This window comes from Shewanella sp. ALD9, from assembly GCF_002836315.1.
Classification (GTDB): domain Bacteria; phylum Pseudomonadota; class Gammaproteobacteria; order Enterobacterales; family Shewanellaceae; genus Shewanella.
Window position 1 is genome coordinate 1 of the sequence record NZ_PJCD01000004.1, and the last position, 19,697, is coordinate 19,697.

Consider the following 19,697-nt stretch of genomic DNA (forward strand, 5'->3'; position numbering starts at 1 on the left):
ATGGCGTCAACACCACCAACATTAACGTCACCCTCACTGAGCTCGATGTCAATGAGGCCCCAGTCATTGACGATTACACCTCCACTATCAATGACTCCATTGCAAATGGCACTAATGTATATAACGTTAACGAAGCGAATACCGGAAATGATACTGATATAGACGGTGACACGTTGTCTTATTCTTTTGTGCTTGCTAATGGATCAAATAGTCTAATAAGTGAAGATGGTGCATTTATCATTAATGCTCAAACTGGCGTAATTTCAGTTAATGACACAACTAAAATTGACTACGACAATGGCAGCCAAATTAATTTAACGGTTAAAACAAGTGATGGCAGTTTAACTGATACCGCAATTGTTACTTTTGATCTTAACAATGTTGATGCTAATGATGACCTTCCTGGTACATCATTTAGTGTGACTTCAGGTGCAACTAACGCTTGGACAATTCCTCAATCAAACGGCCAGAGCTTAATGAAAATATCAGCTCGTACAGCTGATGGCTCAATGGGTGTAGTTAACATTGAATCTGGTACTAACAAACTCGGTGTCGCAGGCTCACCACGAACTTCAGACCAAATTGCCGGACAAATCGAATATGATTCAGCTACCGCGACATCTGAATCAATTGTGATTGACTTTAATGGTTTAGTTAATAAGGCGACATTTAGTGTTTCAAACATGTTCTCTAATGAAAATAATGGTGAACAAGGTGTTTGGAAGGCTTATTACAATGGTCAATTAGTTGCAAGTGAAACGTTTAAGACGACTTCAGGTGACGCAGGTACTTTCAGTATTGATACCGGTAATATTGTCTTCGACCAACTGGTATTTGAAGCAACTAAAACCATTAGTGAAGCAAATGGTGGTGCAGCATTAACTGACTCATCTGATTATTTCCTGACAAATGTTGCCGCATCTGGTCCTGCTATTATGGGAACCTACTTAGTGTCGGAAGATGGTGTATTGACCATTTCTAACGCAAATCAAGGTCTACTTAACAATGACTCTAATGACCCTAATTACTTTGCTATAGATGCCCAAGGGCATACATTTGCTCTAACAGGTGTAAATGGTTCAATAGTTACAGATGGTCAGGTAGTTATATTACCAAGCGGCGCACTGCTAACTATTCACAGTGATGGTACTTATTCTTATGACACAAACGATTCATTTGAAGCACTGACTGCTGGGCAACTTGCAACGGATACCTTTACTTATACAGTAACAGATCAATATGGCGCGACCGACACAGCGACAGTGACGATTAACATTGTTGGAGAGTCTGATTCAGGCACTGTTTATGAGAAGTACACTGGTAATCCTGGCAATGATGTGATTAAAGGAACCGTAAATAACGATATTATTGTCAGTGATCAACAAGGTTTACAGATTGTTGCTGGAGAAAATTACAATATAGCCTTTATTTTTGATACTTCAGGCAGTATGTCCGGTGTTATTGCTGAAGCTAAAACGCAATTGGAAGCGGTATTTGAGTCTCTAGCAAATAGCGCAACAAGCTCTCATAGCGGTATTGTAAATGTGTTACTGACTAACTTTGCATCAGGCTCAAATTACTCTGTTTCAGTAAATATGGACGACTCAAATGCGGTCCAAACACTGCTTACTGAATTAGCAAAAATGAGCGCGAGTGGTTCTACTAACTATGAAGCTGGTTTTGAGTCTGCAATAAATTGGTTTACTAGCAGCACAGTGTTAAATAATGTTGGAAATAATATTTCTTACTTCATTACTGATGGTTCACCAAATGCGCAAACAATTGATACTAATACTTCAACAGTATTAATGAGTTATGATGTTACGACCAGTAGCTATCAAACCTTAAGTAGTTTGTTGACCTCTAATAACTATTCTAAAGGCCAAGTCATCAGCATAGATGGTCAAGTCGTTGTCAATGCTAGCGGTGCAGTGTATTCACCATACACAGGCGCTAAAATTGGCCAATTAAGCTTTAACACTGATAATAGTGTTAAAAGCTTTACAGACAATGGAACAAATACAACCGCACAGGCGCTACATGCATTTAACTTACTCGCTGCAGTTTCGGAAGTTGAAGCAATCAGCTTAGCAAGCGCTAACGGTAGCACTACGGTTAATGAAGCCAACTTGAAGCTATACGATACAGACGGCAATGTTCGTGCGTCGATTGATGTATCTGATTTATCAAGCATCATCACAGGATCTGAGACATTACAATCTCAAGGTGATGATAATACAATTGGTAATCAAGGTGACGACATTATCTTTGGTGACTTAGTTCGATTTAGCGGTTCATCAGAGCAAGGGTATGTCGCTTTACAAACCTATGTTGCAGATAAAACGGGCCAAAACGTTGGTGATGTTGATGTAAGAGCAGTGCATGATTACATTCGTGACCATGTAAATGAGTTTAATATCAACAACCAAAATGATGGTAACGACATTCTTGATGGCGGTATTGGTGACGATATTCTGTTTGGCCAAGGTGGCAACGATGTTATCTATGGTGGTGAAGGTAATGACGTTCTTATTGGCGGCCTAGGTAATGACACTCTGATTGGTGGCTTGGGTAACGATACCTTTGTATGGTCTAAGGGCGATACTGGTACCGATACGATTAAAGACTTCGAAGTCAATAATGACTCCCTTCATATCAGTGATTTATTGCAGAATGAACAGAACGGCGATTTAGATAACTACTTAGATTTCTCGTTCAGTAATGGCAGCACGACAATTTCTATCGATGCCGACCATAATGGTAGTATTGACCAAGTTATTGTTCTGGATGGTGTAGACCTGTCGCAAGAATACGGTAGCACCACAGACGGAGTGATCATTAATGGTTTACTTAATGATGGTGCACTCATTGTAGATACTGCAACCGTCAACCCTGCTCCATCGCCAGGAACCAGTCATGCTGATCTATTTGATCAACATAATGGAAATATTATTCCTTAATAACAACAAATTGACTGCGTCACATAGTATTATGTGGCGCATATTTGATTATTCTAACAATACACATTAAGGACAATGATTAGGTGCCTATAACTGCGTCTAACAAAAGTGAGCAGTGGACGATCTCTGCTTCCCAGCGGGTAACGGTCGATCCGTTACTCGATTGTTTGGTTTTATTAACTGAACATTTTGGAAGCCCTTGCTCAATAGATTCCCTTGCGGCAGGTCTTCCTTTGTCTGGTGCAGTCATTACGCCCGATTTAATTCCTCAAGCCGCGGCAAGGGCTGGGCTATCAGCTAAATTATCACGTAAAGATTTGAATCAAATCTCTGAAATATTATTACCTTGTATCTTATTATTGAAAGATAAAAAGGCCTGTATTCTAAGAGAGATCGATCTAGAGCAAGACAAAGCCGTTATACAATTACCTGAAACGGGCGGCGAAGATACTCTGACGATTGAAGGTTTAGAAACCTTATATGTAGGTTACTTATTTTTAGTTAAACAAGATTACCGTGGTGACAAAAGTTTTGATGTTCACCTGCATGACAGCAAAACACATTGGCTACTGCAAAGTATTAAAGACTCTGCTCCTATTTACCGAGATGCTCTAATAGCCTCAGTATTGGTCAACCTTTTTGCCTTGGTTTCACCACTATTTATTATGAATGTCTATGACAAAGTGGTACCCAATCTCGCATTTGAATCACTATGGGTTTTAGCCATTGGGGCAAGTATTGCTTATATATTCGACTTTATAATGCGCCAATTACGCAGCTATTTAATTGATATAGCGGGTAAAAAAGTCGACATTATTGTTTCTTCAAAACTATTTGCAAAAGCCATTGGTATTCCACTATCTAAGCGTTCACCAAGCGTAGGAGGAATGGCAAGACAATTAGGTGAGTTTGACAGTATTCGGGAGTTTTTGACCTCTGCAACGATTACTGCGTTGGTTGATCTACCGTTTGCATTACTGTTCGTGATCATCATTTATATTGTTGCTGGCGATTTAGCTATTATTCCGGTTATTGGCAGCTTGATCATTATCGCAGTCACCTTTTATCTACAACCTAAACTGAAGCAAGCAATTGAAGAAAGTAACCGCTTTGCCAGTTTAAAGCATGGCCATTTAATTGAAAGTTTAACCGCGTTAGAGTCAATTAAAGCCAATGGTGCAGAAGGGTTAGTACAAAAAAGCTGGCAACAAATGATTGGCCATACAGCCAATTGGCAGCTCAAAACCAAAAAACTGTCTAATTATGTCAGCCATATAGCTAATTTTATGGTGCAATTAACCGTGGTATTAGTCGTGATATTAGGTGTGTATCGACTAGCAGAAAACGAAATTTCCATGGGTGGGATCATTGCCGCGGTCATGCTATCTAGCAGAGCTATATCTCCGATGGCTCAATTAGCAGGGTTAATTACCCGAGGTAATCATACCATCAGTTCACTGCGCCAATTAGACGCAATAATGGAACAAGAAGATGAGTTTGAAGACAAAGGAAACCTAGCCAGTAAAGAACGATTTATGGGAAAAATTGAAGCGGATAATATCAGTTTTAGCTTCCCTGGCTCCGAAAAACCAAGCCTACACCCTTTATCAATACAGATTAATCCTGGTGAGCGCATCGCCATTATCGGTCGTAACGGCTCAGGTAAAAGCACCCTAGCCAAATTACTACTCGGATTGTACAAACCAACTCAAGGCAGCCTGCGCTATGATGGATTAGATGCAGGACAGATTCACCCTAGCGACCTAAGACGTAACTTTGGCTATTTACCTCAAGACGTCACCTTGTTTCATGGGACTATTCGCGACAATATTTTATTCGGTTCTAGGCAAGTGACTGAACATCAATTAATAAGAGCTATCCAGCTTTCTGGTGTCAGTATGTTTACTAACTTAGAGTCTGAAGGATTAGATCAACAAGTTGGTGAAGGAGGCTTGTCACTCAGTCGTGGCCAACGACAAACCGTCGCTTTAGCCAGAGCAACATTGAATGATCCCTCGATATTATTAATGGATGAACCAACAGCAAGCCTGGATGCTAGAGCAGAAAAACAGTTTATTCGCTCAATGCAATTGGTTAGTCGCGACAGAACATTATTACTCATTACCCATAAAATGCATTTATTAAATCTAGTCGATCGCATTATTGTGTTAGAACGTGGACATGTAGTGGCTGATGGTCCTAAAGATGAAGTCCTTGCGAAACTTAATGCAGGGACAATTGCTGGAGCCCAAAACTCATGAGTAAGCATCTTACCGTAGCCGACTTAGAAATGGTTGATGACGTTTATGGTGCCATGATGACTGACGCCCCGTCAGGACATCGTCTTATCATATGGTCACTGTCCGCAATGATGGTGTGTTTTTTTATTTGGGCTTACTTCTCAGAATTAGATCAGGTGACATCAGGAACGGGTAAAGTTATTCCGTCGTCACAGATTCAAATTATCCAAAGTCTAGATGGCGGAATTTTGCAGGAAATCTATGTCCAAGAAGGGAGTATGGTCACTAAAGGACAACCTTTAGCCCGGATTGATGACACCCGATTCCGCTCCGATTTTGACCAACAAGAACAAGAAGTGTTCGGATTACAAACTAATATTATTCGCATGCGCACCGAATTAGACAGTATTATTATTTCAGATATGTCTTCAGACTGGCGCCAACAGGTCAAAATAACCAAGCAAAATTTGGTATTTCCGCAGACCATTATTGACGAAGAGCCAGAACTGGTTAGGCGTCAACAAGAAGAATATTCAATTCGGTTGGATAATTTAAGCAACCAATTAGAAATTCTTGTACGTCAGATCCAACAACGTCAGCAAGAAATAGAAGAGTTGGCCTCTAGAATTAGTACCCTTACGACGAGTTATCAATTAGTATCTCGCGAGCTTGAATTGACTCGACCACTTGCTCGGAAAGGCATTGTTCCGGAAGTTGAGCTGCTCAAACTTGAGCGCACAGTGAATGATATTCAAGGTGAATTACAATCGGTTAGGCTTTTACGTCCAAAAGTGAAAGCGTCTATGGATGAAGCAATCTTAAAGCGCCGAGAAGCTGTATTTGTTTATGCCACTGATTTACGTGCACAGCTCAATGAAATGCAAACCAAATTATCACGTATGAATCAGGCACAAAAAGGCGCATTTGATAAGGTCAGTAAAGCCGTCATAGCTTCGCCTGTTATAGGCACCATTAAAAAAATTAACTTTAATACCTTAGGTGGCGTTGTACAGCCAGGTGAAGAGATTATGGAAATTGTTCCATCAGAAGATAAACTGCTGATAGAAACCAAAATCACTCCTAAAGATATTGCTTTTTTACATCCGGGATTACCCGCTATCGTAAAAGTCACCGCATATGACTTTACTCGTTATGGCGGGCTAAAAGGAACCGTTGAACACATTAGCGCCGATACGTCACAGGATGAAGAAGGCAATAGTTTCTATATTGTAAAAGTGCGAACACAAGAGTCCAGTTTAATGAAAGACGATGGCACAGAGATGCCAATAATTCCAGGGATGCTCACTTCAGTAGATGTCATCACGGGAAAAAAATCCATACTTGAGTACATTTTAAATCCAATTTTAAGAGCGAAAGATACCGCCCTTAGAGAGCGCTAAGAAGAACCGGGAGGGTTTTTTATGACAACTATTATAAATCAACAAATAAAGCTAAGTGCTGTTGCTCTTGCTTTATCAATGTTGATAGCGCCAACAGCCTCAAGCCAGACTCTTGAGCAAGCTGTTGCACATACGCTAGACACAAACCCAGATTTACGCATTGCTTTTAATCGTTTTAAAGCGCGTGAAGAGCAAGTTAATCAAGCCGTAGCAGGCTATATGCCAACCGTAGATCTTTCTGCGGGCTATGGCTGGGAGCAAACCGATAGCCCTTCAACTCGTCGTAAAGTAGGCCAAGGTGATGTTGATAATGACGGTATGATTGATTTAGAACGTGGCGAAGCCGGTTTTAGTATCAAACAAATGCTGTTTGATGGTTTCTATACCAGTAGCGAAGTCGATCGTTATTCGTATGAAGCTAGCGCGGATCAGTGGGCATTATTTGCTGCTGCTGAAGATATGGCATTGGATGTTGCAAAGGTCTATTTGAACTACATCCGTAGCGAGCAAGTACTATTACTCTCGGAGAAAAATCTCGCGAGTCATAAAGAGATTTACGATCAAATAAAACAACGCACAGATTCAGGTTTAGGATCGATAGCAGATTTATCGCAAATCACCGGTCGTCTTGCCCGTGCAAACGCCAATGTAATTTCGGCTAAAAACAATTTAGAAGATGCTCGTGCAGCCTATATCAGAATTGTTGAAGCAAAACCCGATGACCTAATTCTGCCAGTGCCTGATGCCGATATGCTACCAAAAAGCTTAGATAAAGGGCTTATGGCAGCAAAATCAAAACACCCAGTATTAAAATCAGCGGAAAGCGATATTAACGCCGCTAAAAAAGAACGTAGCTCAGCCAAAGCCAGCTATTTCCCACAATTAAGCCTAGAACTTAATGGTAACTGGAATAATGATACTGATGGCGAAGATGGCTACAGCGCAATTAGCAGTCAAAATGTTAACGGCTATAACAATGATTTAGTTGCTATGGTTCGGGTTAAATATAACCTTTTCTCCGGTGGTAAAGACGTCTCAAAAGACAGAGAAACAGCCTATAAAGTCAACGAAGCAAAAGAAATCCAACAACGCGCTTATCGCCAAGTTGTTGAGGGTGTTTCGTTAGCTTGGAATGCTTATGAAATGTTAGCCCCACAAAAACAGTTCATCCGTGAACATGTTGTGGCGTCAAAACAGACTCAAGTGGCTTATGTGCAACAATTTAACTTGGGCCAACGAACTCTGCTCGATTTACTCGATACCGAAAATGAACTATTTGAAGCTCGTAAGGATTACTTGCAAACCGAGTATGACGAAATTGCTGCTCGTTACCGAGTATTGAATGCGACAGGCGATCTACTTGACTCACTTCGAGTAACACGCCCGGGAGAATGGCGTGGTGAGCGTGAATATGAGGGAGGTGTTAAATAATGAAATATTTGATAATTTTACTCGCATTGATTACAACAACAGGTTGTTCGATCAACGATATTGTCGAGTCTAATGCTTCTACACCACAAAATTTTGATCTTGCCGACAGTGATCGTGATGGTGTGATAATGGCCCGAGAACGTTGTGCTGGCACCATCATTGGTGCTGCTGTCGACAACTATGGTTGTGGTAGCATCAAAGATATCAATGAACGCCAAGACTTAAAAATACTATTTAGTAATAATTCAGTGGTTATCGAACAGCAGTATTATAACCAAATTGAACGCGTCGCTAATATCATGAAAACCTACCCTACCACTAAGGTAAAAATAGAAGGCCATACCAGTAAACGTGGAAGCTATGAACTTAATTTAGCGTTATCTCAAAAACGTGCAAAAGCGGTTATCGAAGTGTTAGAAAACACCTTTGGTATCGATCCAAGCCGTCTTAACGCTACAGGGTATAGTTTTGATAACCCAATTGATAACAGTGGCACGCCAGAAGCAGAAGAGCGTAATCGTCGTGTGATAGCTGAAGTCACAGCCGATGACACCATTCCAGAAATGAGATGGAATATTTACACTGTCGATGAGCAAAATGACTAACGGACATACAAGGCATTGATTCTTTGAGTCGTGAAGACAGCAAAGTAACTACAGCGTTGCATAAAAGGGTCTGTCATTTTTTTATTATGGCATCGGCCCTTTTAGTTTCATGTTTATATGCTGCACCAACTCAAGAATTGAATCAGCAGCAAACCGTTTCAGCATTGTCGAAACGTTATGGCGATCGCGCAGGATTACGAGCAAATGCTTGGTTCAAAATCGTCAGTGATTCACAACAACTTGCTGATATTGATAAATTAGAAAAAGTGAATCAATTTTTTAATTTATTTCGATTCATTGATGATCAAACGCTATGGGGTGAATCCAATTATTGGGCATCGCCAATGGAGTTTATCGGGGCTAACGGAGGGGATTGCGAAGACTTCTCAATCGCAAAGTATTTCACGCTTCTTCAACTGGGTATTCCTGAAGATAAACTCCGAATCACCATGGTAAAAGCGACATCGCTGAATCAATATCATATGGTGTTAGCATACTATGAAAAGCCTAATTCGATTCCGTTAGTGCTCGACAATTTGGATAAAACCATAAAATTGGCAACGAAACGAAAAGATCTCCTGCCGGTTTACAGTTTTAACGGTAAACAATTATGGCTAAACAAAGAAAAAGGTCGAGGTGTGTTAGCTGGCTCATCATCACGCCTTGAAAAATGGACTGACCTTAAACTTAGATTAGGTGTAGAACGCTTACGCCAACCCAAACTCAACATGGAGTAGTGACAACATGACCCTGTTCAGGCAGATCTATGCGTTACTTTTCGGGCTGTTCTTGTTAACAATTGCAAGCGTAGCCTATGTACAATTTTCAGAAACCCAAGGATTCTTATCCAAACAAATGGAATCTGATCTCAACAATGCCAGTAATTCATTAGGATTAATGCTGACCCCTGTTTTAGAAGCCGGTGATGATGCCGGAGCTGAAACATTAGTCAATGTCATTTTTGAGGGCGGCTATTATCAACAAATCAAACTAACGTGGTTGGTTGATGGTAAGCAACAAGTGTGGAACAACTCTGTTAAAGTCGATAATATCCCTCAATGGTTTATCGATCTTAACCTGTTTAAAACCATTAAAAAACAAACCACGATTACCTCTGGTTGGTTACAACTTGCCACACTAGAAATTACAGCTCACCCAGGATTTGGCTATCAGGAGTTATGGCGGATTATTTCCGACATTATTATTCTATTTTCAATCTTATTTCTCATCGCCATTATATTTGCGCGAGTGGGATTAAGCTGGATTTTAAAACCCTTAAACACCCTTTCTTTACACGCTAAACAAATAGCAGCACAGCAATTTGGCCCAGATATGCCAACGCCAAAAACAAGGGAGTTAAAAGAGCTCGTCAATGCATTTAACAGTATGTCAGCCCAATTAAAGCAAGTATTTAATTCTCTTGACGAAGAAGTCTCAGCATTAAGAAAGAAAAATCTTATCGATCAAGTCTCAGGGCTGCCAAATAGACAATATATGGTCAGTAGAGTTAATGGTTGGTTAAGCGAACCCAGTACCGGAGCACTTTACTTAGTCAAAATGGATTGGCTAGAAGAAGTACATAGCAAATACGGTTTCCAAGTTCGCGATGAGACCATTCGCATTCTGGCTGAGAAACTACAACACCACCAAGATCAAATTTCTTCTTCTGTTATAGCCCGCATTGCAGCATATGAATTTGCCTTCCTTGTTGAGGACTGTGAACATGACCAGCTGGCTAAGTATTTGCAAAGCCTAATACGTACTGTTAATAAAGAAATATCTAAAGCTGGCTGTAAACCAAATGAACAGTTTTATATTGGTGTTGCTGAACGTCTAGGACAAATGACAGTATCAGACATGTTGGCTCAAGCAGATAACGCACTCCAACAGTCCATTAAAGACGACAAAGTGTTCCATTGGTTTGAGAACACTCAAAAGCAGCTGTTTACCCGTGAAGAGTGGCGCAATAATTTAAGTCATGCCATAAAGAACAAAAAATTCCAATTCCGTTGGCAGTCGATTCAGCTATGTGCCAAAGATGAAATTTGTCAGCGCGAACTATATTGCCAACTGCAAATAGGCGACACCATCCTCCATGCTGGTCAGTTTGTTCCCTATATAGAATTACTCTCATTAGGCACAATGTTCGATCGTTGTTTAATAGAAACAGTCAATGAACATCGTTTACTCGAACGCAATTATGAACGCGTCGCCATCAATCTTACTTATCAAAGTATAAGCGATGCTGATTTTCATCTTTGGCTAAAACAATTCCTACGATCCAATAAATACACCGAACGGATTTGCTTTGAAATCCCAGAAGCAAGTGTATATAGCGATTTAGAATCTTGTGAAAATCTCTGTAAAGTCATTCGAGATTCAGGAGCTCAGTTTGGTATCGATCATTTTGGTCGCCAATTCGGTTCAATGGCTTACTTACAAAGTCTACGTCCAAATTATGTCAAACTAGACCAATCATTTGCCTATATTGAAGAGAATCAACACAACAGCGAATTATGTCGTGCTTTAGTGAATGTCGCTAAAGGGTTAGATATTCAAGTGATTGTCACAGGCATCCAAGAAGCAAACCAATTAACACGATTTACTGAACTCAGAGTCGATGCTTATCAAGGCTTTATTGTACCGCCGGTCAATGTGAAGCTCTAAGTGATATCAAAGAGTTGATCTACTAATACTAACCACTCCTCTGAGTGGTTTTTTTATCCCTGTAGAGCTACTTACAGACGATAAACTCACTAGGGTATTAGTGGGTTAACCCAACAGCTATAACACATTGCTAGCGCTATACAGCTGTTCTGGTGAACTCGTTCATATTTAAGAACGATACCAGTCAACTGCAATTAATTTATGACCAAGCTTGCTCGATAAGATTTAGCCATACCATGGCACGACTCTGACAACCTGAATATCAGCGTAAAGCCTATTTAACCTGATGTGATGGTCTCCTCCCACTTCAATCATGGCACATCGATGCCGTACACATCAGGTTATTTATACCTATAGTCGCAGCAGTAATAAACGGTATCAATCCTCCAGCTATAACAGAAGGGCTATAACGTATGGTTACCAAAAAACATACAAACGTCATTAAACATAGCATGTAGTTCCTATTAACGCCGTTAATGCAAATAGATAGTGTGAATCAATAATGTGGATAGAGGATGCAGATAGATAATGCGATTGGCATTGTTCACTTAATAAGGCAATAGTAAGAATGTAATGACCAATCAAGAAAAACAAAAAGGCCACTCATTTGAGTAGCCTTTTTGTTAAATTGGTCGGTGATAGAGGATTCGAACCTCTGACCCTCTCGTCCCAAACGAGATGCGCTACCGGGCTGCGCTAATCACCGAGATTTTTACTTGAAAACAAGTCTGATATTTATTTAACTTTGAGGCTAAATTCGCTATGAGAAAGCGGGAATGTGGTCGGTGATAGAGGATTCGAACCTCTGACCCTCTCGTCCCAAACGAGATGCGCTACCGGGCTGCGCTAATCACCGAGATTTTTACTTGAAAACAAGTCTGATATTTATTTAACTTTGAGGCTAAATTCGCTATAAGAAAGCGGGAATGTGGTCGGTGATAGAGGATTCGAACCTCTGACCCTCTCGTCCCAAACGAGATGCGCTACCGGGCTGCGCTAATCACCGAAAATAAAACTATATAAAACGACAAATTGAATGGGGTGACTGATGGGGCTCGAACCCACGACAACCGGAATCACAATCCGAGGGTTACTATAGACAGGGCTTTACTGGACTGAGACTGGCATTATTATGATGTTACTTGGCTTAACTCCGCTTGATTACAGTTAGATATACATCTGCAACTAATGTGCAATCCATAGTGGATAGAGGGAGTAAAGATCCACTGTAAGATAATAATACCACCTCGATTTAGGTGGCCATAATATAACGTGACCACTACATTATGTTTAGCTCACTGATTAGATATATTTATATTTCACTTTTAAGGAGGATAAGTTAGTCTCTTTATTGTATCTACATAATTTAAAAGGGAAGTACAATGCTATATGTCAAGGTGATATCGGCTCTAACGGTAGGTTTATTGATTCTATCGGGATGTTCAAGCACTACTAACTTGAAAGATCCTGCTGTGAGGAATGCGATTAGCCAAGTCAAATTTATAGAATCAAATGATGGCTTAGGTAATTATAAAACTCTTGGAAGTGTCGAAGCTAGATATTGTCAAAGCGACCAGATTTCTCTTACTCAGGGGGGGAACATTTCAAGAGAAGGTGCTATAACCGAAATGAGGTATGCTACATATAAGCTTGGTGGAAATGGTTTGATAAATGTTGCATGCCAAACCGACGGGGTTCATTTTGGCACTAATTGTAATAATTCTATAGCTTGTTATGGGGAAGCAATAAAAAATTAGTAAATTGCTCATCTTGAAGCTTAGTAAAGTTGCCAGTTAATTAAATCTTTTTTTTTTCTGGCAACTTAACAGTTAAACTAAGTAGAACGGTTGACCATCGAGTTTATGCACTATTATAATCGTTTTTTTTTATTTTACTGTATGTATTGATACAGATAGATACAAGCTATCGGTCATTCGTACAAAGGTGATTCTTTAAAAAAGACTCCTGTACTTAAGAAGATAATTCATGCTCAAATTTTATCTTTTAGGGATTCAGCCTTACTTTTATACGTTGTTTCATCAAACAACGCGTTTTTCTCGAGCCGTTATTTACGTAATAAAGAGTCACTCTAAGGATGTTCGTGCTTGTTCAACACTTGGGATAAGGACACGGGTTCGCGCAACCTACCCTTATTTAGAATTTTATAGTGCAGTTTTCGACAAACCAGAGCCTGAGAACTTAAAAATCACAGCCGTTTGAGCTGATTCCGTGAGTAAATTTCTACCGGCGATTGGCGACAAATGCATATTCTTCATAGTTGATGATACGAAAAATTTCACTTTTGAACATTGGGAAAAATGATTATGCATATCTGTAGAGGGACAACCACCAATGTTAATATTTCCCGAATTTCTACCATGATGTGATGGCTTAAATACAAACTCATTATCTAACTTAGTTAAATCAAAATCAATTTTGCTTCCTGCAACATTTTCTGCATCGCCAAAGAAGTTAATTGAGAACTTACCATCTGCATCTGAAATATATAAACAATGACTAGAGTCATTGCTACTTATATTATTTGTCACACACTGAGTTCGGTTATCATTATAAGGCCACATCCAAGTAATGTGTAATGAAGGAATTAAACCAGACATGCCCCTTAAGTTACTTTTTTCAGGGATTAGAACATATTTTGATATTTTACCACCACATGCCAGATTAGCGATCCTAGCTAGTCCATTAACCCAAGACGGTTTAGAAAATGAAGATAGATAGTTATAGTACAAGAAGCAATCTTCAGTTGTATTTACATTACCAATTGCCTCAATTACACCTCTAAAATGGTCTCCATCACAATGAGATATGAAAAAGCCGCTAATTTCTTTGGAGACATTTATATTCTGTTGCACAAAATAGTTTATTACTTTATTTATCTTTGAACAAACATCTTGATTTAAACACCCTCCGTCAAAAAGATATAGTTTTCCATCGGGAGCGACTAAAAGGTTACTCTCACCATTTCCGACGTTGAATACACACACATACCAATCTTTTCCTGAACCAGTATTTACGTTGTTTTCTTCAGATAATTCAAGCAAGTTTGCCCTGTTTTTTTGATTAAGGTACTGAAGAGAACTCCTCAATGATCGAGCGCGAGGATCGTTGCCACCTTTCTCAGCATTTAGGAAGCCATTCCGAATAATGTCGAACTCTTCTTCGAAGAGCATAAACCTATCTACATACACTTTCGGACTTGTGTTCATTCGACTCAATGGTATCCGGGCTTCAAGTTCTTCAATATTCTGAACCTCGAGAATATTATCTACCACTTCTTTAGTTACATCTTCATAACGAACCACAAAAGAATCACCATCTTCGTAGCAATCATTTATGTATATTAATTTACTGCCATTCATACTATCTCTCTAAAAGTCTAACGCAAAGCACACAGGCGTCGAGCCGAGCAGCAACATGCGGCGAGTGATGCGCCTTGTTATGCTATGACTTCGCTACTTGCATTTGTAAAAAGCCCTAGAGCTAACCTTTTTGTATTCGACCATGCCCTTCTCTTGTAAATGACGGGCAATTGTTGAGAACAACCAGCCAGTTTTGTTATCAGTTACATTTCCGAGCGGGTACGCGTTCTTTGCTAACCCAAGCTGATCTTTGATATAGGTAGCTGGGACCCAACGCTCAGGAAAATCAGACTCTGAGGACGCTATAAATAAATGCACCTCTAAAGCCAATTCGTGAAACAGCTTTTCAACATTCTGTTTATGGCTCATAACTCCCTCCTAATCATATAACGTTTTAGTATTTATGCGTTGCGCTGTTTGCAAGGCATAAATCGCTTGTTGGACTTGGCCGATGCCACATCCAAATTAATCGGTATAGTTTATGCCTATAGGAATTTACTTTTTTACGGTAGTGGAATTTTGTACAACCTTTCGGCTAATTGTCTGCTCTGATTACACCTTTTTAAGGTGAATTTTATCGTATTTAATCTTTTTTCATTGACCGATTATTGCTTTTTTTCTGTACTCCTTACTAACTCGTAATGGGGCGTGCGACGTGAGGTCGTATGAAGCGCTGTTCACCGCTTTTGAGTGAACCATCTGTATCACCAGATGAACCTAGGAGCCTGAATAAAGTAGCGGCTCTGACAATGTAATGAAGATTGGTTATAGACCAATCGGGATCTGAATCGTGAGAGAACGATCCTCCTGATAACCACAAATTGGGTGAGTGCTAGGTAGTCAGTATGATGAACATATGTAAATCCGCGTAAGGTGCGTTATACGATGAAACAGCGGAAGTGGTTTATACGCTGTGGCCAAAAGGCAATGAGAGTTGGAAAGAGATTGCCCCATGCTCTTTCGTGGTCAATATAACTCTTCGCACTATAGCGGGCATCTACCCTGACATTGCGCGACATACGGAACACGGTAAGCCTGTATTGCTCCCTTTGGGAAAGCCGATATGGCCGATAGCGGTGCAGGTATAGGAGGTTGGAAAAAGCAAAGGCTGCATTGTAACGATGCAGATACAGACTTGTGTCTGGTCACGAAAGTGAGCCCACTTCCGACTGGTCTCCCGTTGCAAGATAATTTGAAGAACTTTATTCAAGGAGAAACGCAAATGATGATTTCAACAGAGATTAGTGCCTCTCCTGACGGCGAACAATGGCAGTCCATAGACTGGAAATCCGTTGAACCGCATGTATTAAAGCTTCAGATGCGTATTGCAAAGGCAACACGAGAAGGTAAACACGGTAAGGCGAAAGCGTTGCAATGGATACTGACTCACTCGCGTTCAGCAAAACTTCTTGCTGTTAAACGAGTATCAAAAAACAAAGGCAGTAGAACGCCTGGAATAGATGGTGTCATCTGGAACACGGATGCACGCCGCATGAAAGCAGTAAATCAATTGAGCAGGAAGGCATATCAAGCCAAACCACTCAAGCGTATCTATATCCCCAAAAAGAATGGCAAACTTAGACCTCTTGGTATCCCATGCATGATAGACAGAGCACAACAAGCGCTCCACCTTCTTGCATTAGAGCCTATATCGGAGACGCTTGCTGACCCAAACAGCTATGGATTTAGACCAAATCGTAGCACTGCCGACGCAGTCGATCAGTGCTTCAAATGCTTGGCTCTAAAGAGATCAGCGCAATGGGTTCTTGAGGGAGATATCAAATCCTGCTTCGACAAAATCGGGCATCAATGGCTTGTTGATAACATCGCCATAGATAAACGAATGTTGGAACAATGGTTAAAGTCTGGTTTTATGGATAAAGGGTTGTTTTATCGTACTGATGAGGGCACGCCACAAGGAGGGGTTATATCCCCAACCTTGATGCTAATGACTCTTGCTGGACTTGAACAGCGCATAAAGTCTACAGCACTCAAAAAGGGTGCTAGAGCCAACTTTATTGGATACGCCGACGATTTCGTCGTCACCTGCGCTTCAAAGGAAGTGCTCGAGAACGATATCAAACCGTTGATCGCTGACTTCTTGGCGGAAAGAGGCTTAACACTCTCCGAAGAGAAAACGCACATTACCCACATCAACAAGGGTTTTGACTTCTTAGGGTTCAATCATAGGAAGTACAAAGGAAAATTGCTCATCAAACCGAGCAAGTCCAATACCTTGTTGTTCTTGAGTAACCTGCGCGAACTCATCAAAAAGCACGCAACCATCCCTGTTAACGATCTTATCAAACTGATAAATCCAAAACTAAGGGGTTGGGCGAATTATTATCGTCATTGCGTTGCTAAGCAAGTATTCGGGTATGTTGGGCACAAACTATTCTATACGTTATGGCACTGGGCAGTAAGGCGCCATCCAACAAAATCTAAGACTTGGATAGCCCTTAAATACTTCATCAACCGAAAAGGCCAATGGCAATTTCACGGTTGGCAGAAGGTCAAGGATATGGATTGCCAATTTAATCTATTCCAAATAGCCAAGGTGCCTATTGAGAGACACGTGAAAATCCGAAGTGCGGCTATACCATTCGACCCTCAGTACCTAGAATACTTGGTTAGGAGAAAATCGAAAAGGCAAGCTCGTAACTCTTGGAATGAATCAGCTCTCACTGCTTTATAAGTTGCTGGGTATCTAACGATACCTTTGTGGAGGCTTGAGCCTAGTGCAGTGAAAGTTGCACGCTGGGTTCTTAGGAGGGCGGCACTTGGTAACAAGTGTCGTCTATCCGACAGAAATGTGTTGTCCATGCTAACTTGAAAATGGACATTACCGAGTTACTGCAAATACACTGACTTTTGACCTTCGAATTCAAATTTCTATGGATTAACGCCTACTAATTAGGCGTAAAAAGCTTGGACAAACTTAACGACGAAGGAGCAAAGCCAAACGTTTTGCGTCCTTTGTAAGTAACTTGTTATCTGCCGGAGGCTAGCTCAAATATATACCACTGTTCGTGAAACGCAGTTAAGTCTTCCATTTGCTTACCAAGTACGCCTATCAATCCACCTGTCCAAGTTGGAAAAGCTTTTGTACCATCCAGATTGTATACGTTTTGAGGTAAACTTCTGAGAGTATAAACTGGATTTTGAATTCCATACTCCATGCCAGTTTCTTTAAAAAAAGCTCCTTCAAGCAAAAATTTAGAACGACCTTTAAATGACAGAATAACTTTTTGATAGTCGCTGTCTTTCAATTTTTCCGATAACTGCAATAAGACTCTAGAAACATCCATTAGGCTTTTATTAGATTCAACATCGCGAATATCAAAAACTATAACACTTGGATTTACAAACCATTCAAAATGCACAATAACACTAATACCTTCATTTCTATCATCAGATTTGATGAGGTCAGAAACATTTTTTTGAAGAGTAAAGTAGTTCCACAGACCAAGAGATAAAACGACTAAAACAAATATGATTGAAATTTTGCGCATAATATTATCTTCCTTGAGGGAGCTAACGCTTCAAGCCGGGGCGCAGCTTTACGGCGTCCCATGGCTTGATTTATTATGTGTTTTATAAAGCATCATCTTCTTGAGCAGCTATTTCTGCATCGCAGTCTTCTTTATTCGAGAATGAGTATTCAAGTGAAATATACCCCTTGTCTCTACCAGCAGCACTTGCAACAAGTGCAACCTGTGCCAAATTACCATCTAATTTTGAACCTTTTTCTTTTTCCCATACGGCCATTAAAAATCGTTCTTTTTTGAGCATTGCCATCATAAAATCATTTGGATCTTTCCAAATGCTACCAGGCATAAGAAAATCTGTTGTTTCACTTTTTCCGTATATTTTTGTTAACTTATCACTCATTTCAGAGAAGGCTGATTGAAGCTCAATACCGTATGAGCTTGTTGAAATATCCTTCCCAATTGCTTTTAACCAGCACAATCCCGTCTCTGGCGCTGCCTTTATCGCGTAATCTGCAAAGGCTGAATGGGGTTTGGGAACATTTGTTGTCAAATAAACATACGGAGCAGCTTGTTTAGCATTTTTATCAATACTATTAACTGACATTCCCATGTCTAATCCAAATGGCCCTGCAGCCAATGCAGAATTTACGCATAATCCTAGTGACGCGATGATAATTAATTTTCTCATATGTCTCCCTCAGTGTTATTTAACACATAACGTTTTAGTATTTATGCGTTGCGCTGTTTGCAGGGCATAAATCGCTTGTTGAACTTGGCTGATGCCACATCCATATTAATCGATATAGTTTATGCTATGGGAATTTGCTTTTTGATGCAGGTTCTGGGCTGCAGAGCAGTTTTGAGTCAATTGATATTGAGTAGCAGGTAAGTTTTTCATTGAAATTCCATTTCATCGTATTTTAATATCATGCATCATTAAGCTTGGCTGATTCAATGATGGTTATACACTCAATAAAGCCGCTGTTGGCTCCGCGCAGCGGCTTAGATCAACAGCTCATTAGTCCGTATCAGCGTTTTTCCTCAGGAGAGGAATGAAAATAAGCACAATTAACTATTTGTATCGTAAATAACTTATCAGCTTTTCATTAAATACACTATACGGAAAAACGCTCCAGTGCCTGTTTTAAACCAATTAGTTAACCAAGATCTCATAAATAATTAAATTAAATATTTTATAACTTTAGATTCGAACTAAGGCGCACCAATTTTGGCTTAAAAATGCTAAACGGAGCTACTAAAAACTTGTATATCTATACCTTTTCTAGTAGCTTTTTTGATTAGTAAACCCCGAGTTAATAGGTGAGAATTTGTATGATAATGAGTGCGTAAATGTTTGATTAAGCTAAAAGAGCAACGACATATAATGGGACATAAATGATTTAACCACCGTGGCACATTTTTGGACAGAAGCGTTTTTAATGCCTAAGCTCTAACACTCACTATTCGCATTATGATGAGTATGGGGAATTTAGATTAACGCCTTAATAATTAGCACGTAGGTT

Annotated in this window: 13 protein-coding genes and 3 tRNA genes; 9 read left to right on the forward strand and 7 right to left on the reverse strand. The window is 40.0% G+C overall.

What is annotated here, in order from left to right:
• The 7 genes from CXF88_RS22190 to CXF88_RS12855 form a co-directional block, all read left to right on the forward strand.
• The coding region (locus tag CXF88_RS22190) for a type I secretion C-terminal target domain-containing protein (protein ID WP_157822797.1) at nucleotides 1-2,960 on the forward strand (2,960 nt) is incomplete at its 5' end.
• 83 nt (nucleotides 2,961-3,043) lie between these two features.
• Nucleotides 3,044-5,221: a type I secretion system permease/ATPase gene (locus CXF88_RS12830; protein ID WP_101087234.1), complete on the forward strand. Its 2,178-nt coding sequence runs from the start codon at nucleotides 3,044-3,046 to the stop codon at nucleotides 5,219-5,221.
• Nucleotides 5,218-6,600, forward strand: a complete 1,383-nt coding sequence (locus tag CXF88_RS12835) for an HlyD family type I secretion periplasmic adaptor subunit (RefSeq protein ID WP_101087235.1) — start codon at nucleotides 5,218-5,220, stop codon at nucleotides 6,598-6,600. The genes CXF88_RS12830 and CXF88_RS12835 overlap by 4 nt, the downstream gene beginning before the upstream one ends.
• Before the next feature lie 21 nt (nucleotides 6,601-6,621).
• Complete coding sequence (locus CXF88_RS12840) at nucleotides 6,622-8,031, forward strand: TolC family outer membrane protein (RefSeq protein ID WP_101087236.1); 1,410 nt, start codon at nucleotides 6,622-6,624, stop codon at nucleotides 8,029-8,031.
• Nucleotides 8,031-8,636 (forward strand): OmpA family protein, encoded by a 606-nt coding sequence (locus CXF88_RS12845; RefSeq protein ID WP_101087237.1) that lies wholly within the window; start codon nucleotides 8,031-8,033, stop codon nucleotides 8,634-8,636. The genes CXF88_RS12840 and CXF88_RS12845 overlap by 1 nt, the downstream gene beginning before the upstream one ends.
• A gap of 86 nt (nucleotides 8,637-8,722) precedes the next feature.
• Nucleotides 8,723-9,373: a transglutaminase-like cysteine peptidase gene (locus CXF88_RS12850; RefSeq protein ID WP_101087238.1), complete on the forward strand. Its 651-nt coding sequence runs from the start codon at nucleotides 8,723-8,725 to the stop codon at nucleotides 9,371-9,373.
• A gap of 7 nt (nucleotides 9,374-9,380) precedes the next feature.
• On the forward strand, nucleotides 9,381-11,303 hold the full coding sequence (locus CXF88_RS12855; RefSeq protein WP_101087239.1) for an EAL domain-containing protein: 1,923 nt from the start codon (nucleotides 9,381-9,383) through the stop codon (nucleotides 11,301-11,303).
• Nucleotides 11,304-11,932: 629 nt separating this feature from the next.
• Here CXF88_RS12855 and CXF88_RS12860 read toward each other — a convergent pair.
• The 3 genes from CXF88_RS12860 to CXF88_RS12870 all read right to left on the reverse strand — a co-directional run bounded on the left by CXF88_RS12860 (nucleotide 11,933) and on the right by CXF88_RS12870 (nucleotide 12,309).
• Nucleotides 11,933-12,009: transfer RNA gene (locus tag CXF88_RS12860), tRNA-Pro, on the reverse strand.
• A 73-nt stretch (nucleotides 12,010-12,082) separates the two neighbouring features.
• Nucleotides 12,083-12,159, reverse strand: a tRNA-Pro gene (locus CXF88_RS12865).
• A 73-nt stretch (nucleotides 12,160-12,232) separates the two neighbouring features.
• A tRNA-Pro gene (locus CXF88_RS12870) sits at nucleotides 12,233-12,309 on the reverse strand.
• A 376-nt stretch (nucleotides 12,310-12,685) separates the two neighbouring features.
• Here CXF88_RS12870 and CXF88_RS12875 point away from each other — a divergent pair.
• Nucleotides 12,686-13,060, forward strand: a complete 375-nt coding sequence (locus CXF88_RS12875; protein WP_101087240.1) for a hypothetical protein — start codon at nucleotides 12,686-12,688, stop codon at nucleotides 13,058-13,060.
• Between the two features lie 405 nt (nucleotides 13,061-13,465).
• Here CXF88_RS12875 and CXF88_RS12880 read toward each other — a convergent pair whose 3' ends face one another.
• Complete coding sequence (locus CXF88_RS12880; protein WP_101087241.1) at nucleotides 13,466-14,683, reverse strand: hypothetical protein; 1,218 nt, start codon at nucleotides 14,681-14,683, stop codon at nucleotides 13,466-13,468.
• A 93-nt stretch (nucleotides 14,684-14,776) separates the two neighbouring features.
• Complete coding sequence (locus CXF88_RS12885; protein WP_101087242.1) at nucleotides 14,777-15,052, reverse strand: hypothetical protein; 276 nt, start codon at nucleotides 15,050-15,052, stop codon at nucleotides 14,777-14,779.
• Nucleotides 15,053-15,905: 853 nt separating this feature from the next.
• On the opposite strand from CXF88_RS12885, the gene ltrA reads away from it, so the two are divergent.
• A complete protein-coding gene (ltrA, locus tag CXF88_RS12890; RefSeq protein WP_101087243.1) occupies nucleotides 15,906-17,378 on the forward strand; it encodes a group II intron reverse transcriptase/maturase in 1,473 nt (490 codons plus the stop codon).
• Nucleotides 17,379-17,673: 295 nt separating this feature from the next.
• Here the strand turns inward: ltrA and CXF88_RS12900 are convergent, their stop codons facing one another.
• Nucleotides 17,674-18,195: a hypothetical protein gene (locus CXF88_RS12900; RefSeq protein WP_101087244.1), complete on the reverse strand. Its 522-nt coding sequence runs from the start codon at nucleotides 18,193-18,195 to the stop codon at nucleotides 17,674-17,676.
• Nucleotides 18,196-18,277: 82 nt separating this feature from the next.
• Entirely contained in the window at nucleotides 18,278-18,862 is a 585-nt protein-coding gene (locus CXF88_RS12905; protein WP_101087245.1) for a hypothetical protein, read from the reverse strand.
• Nucleotides 18,863-19,697: the final 835 nt, after the last annotated feature.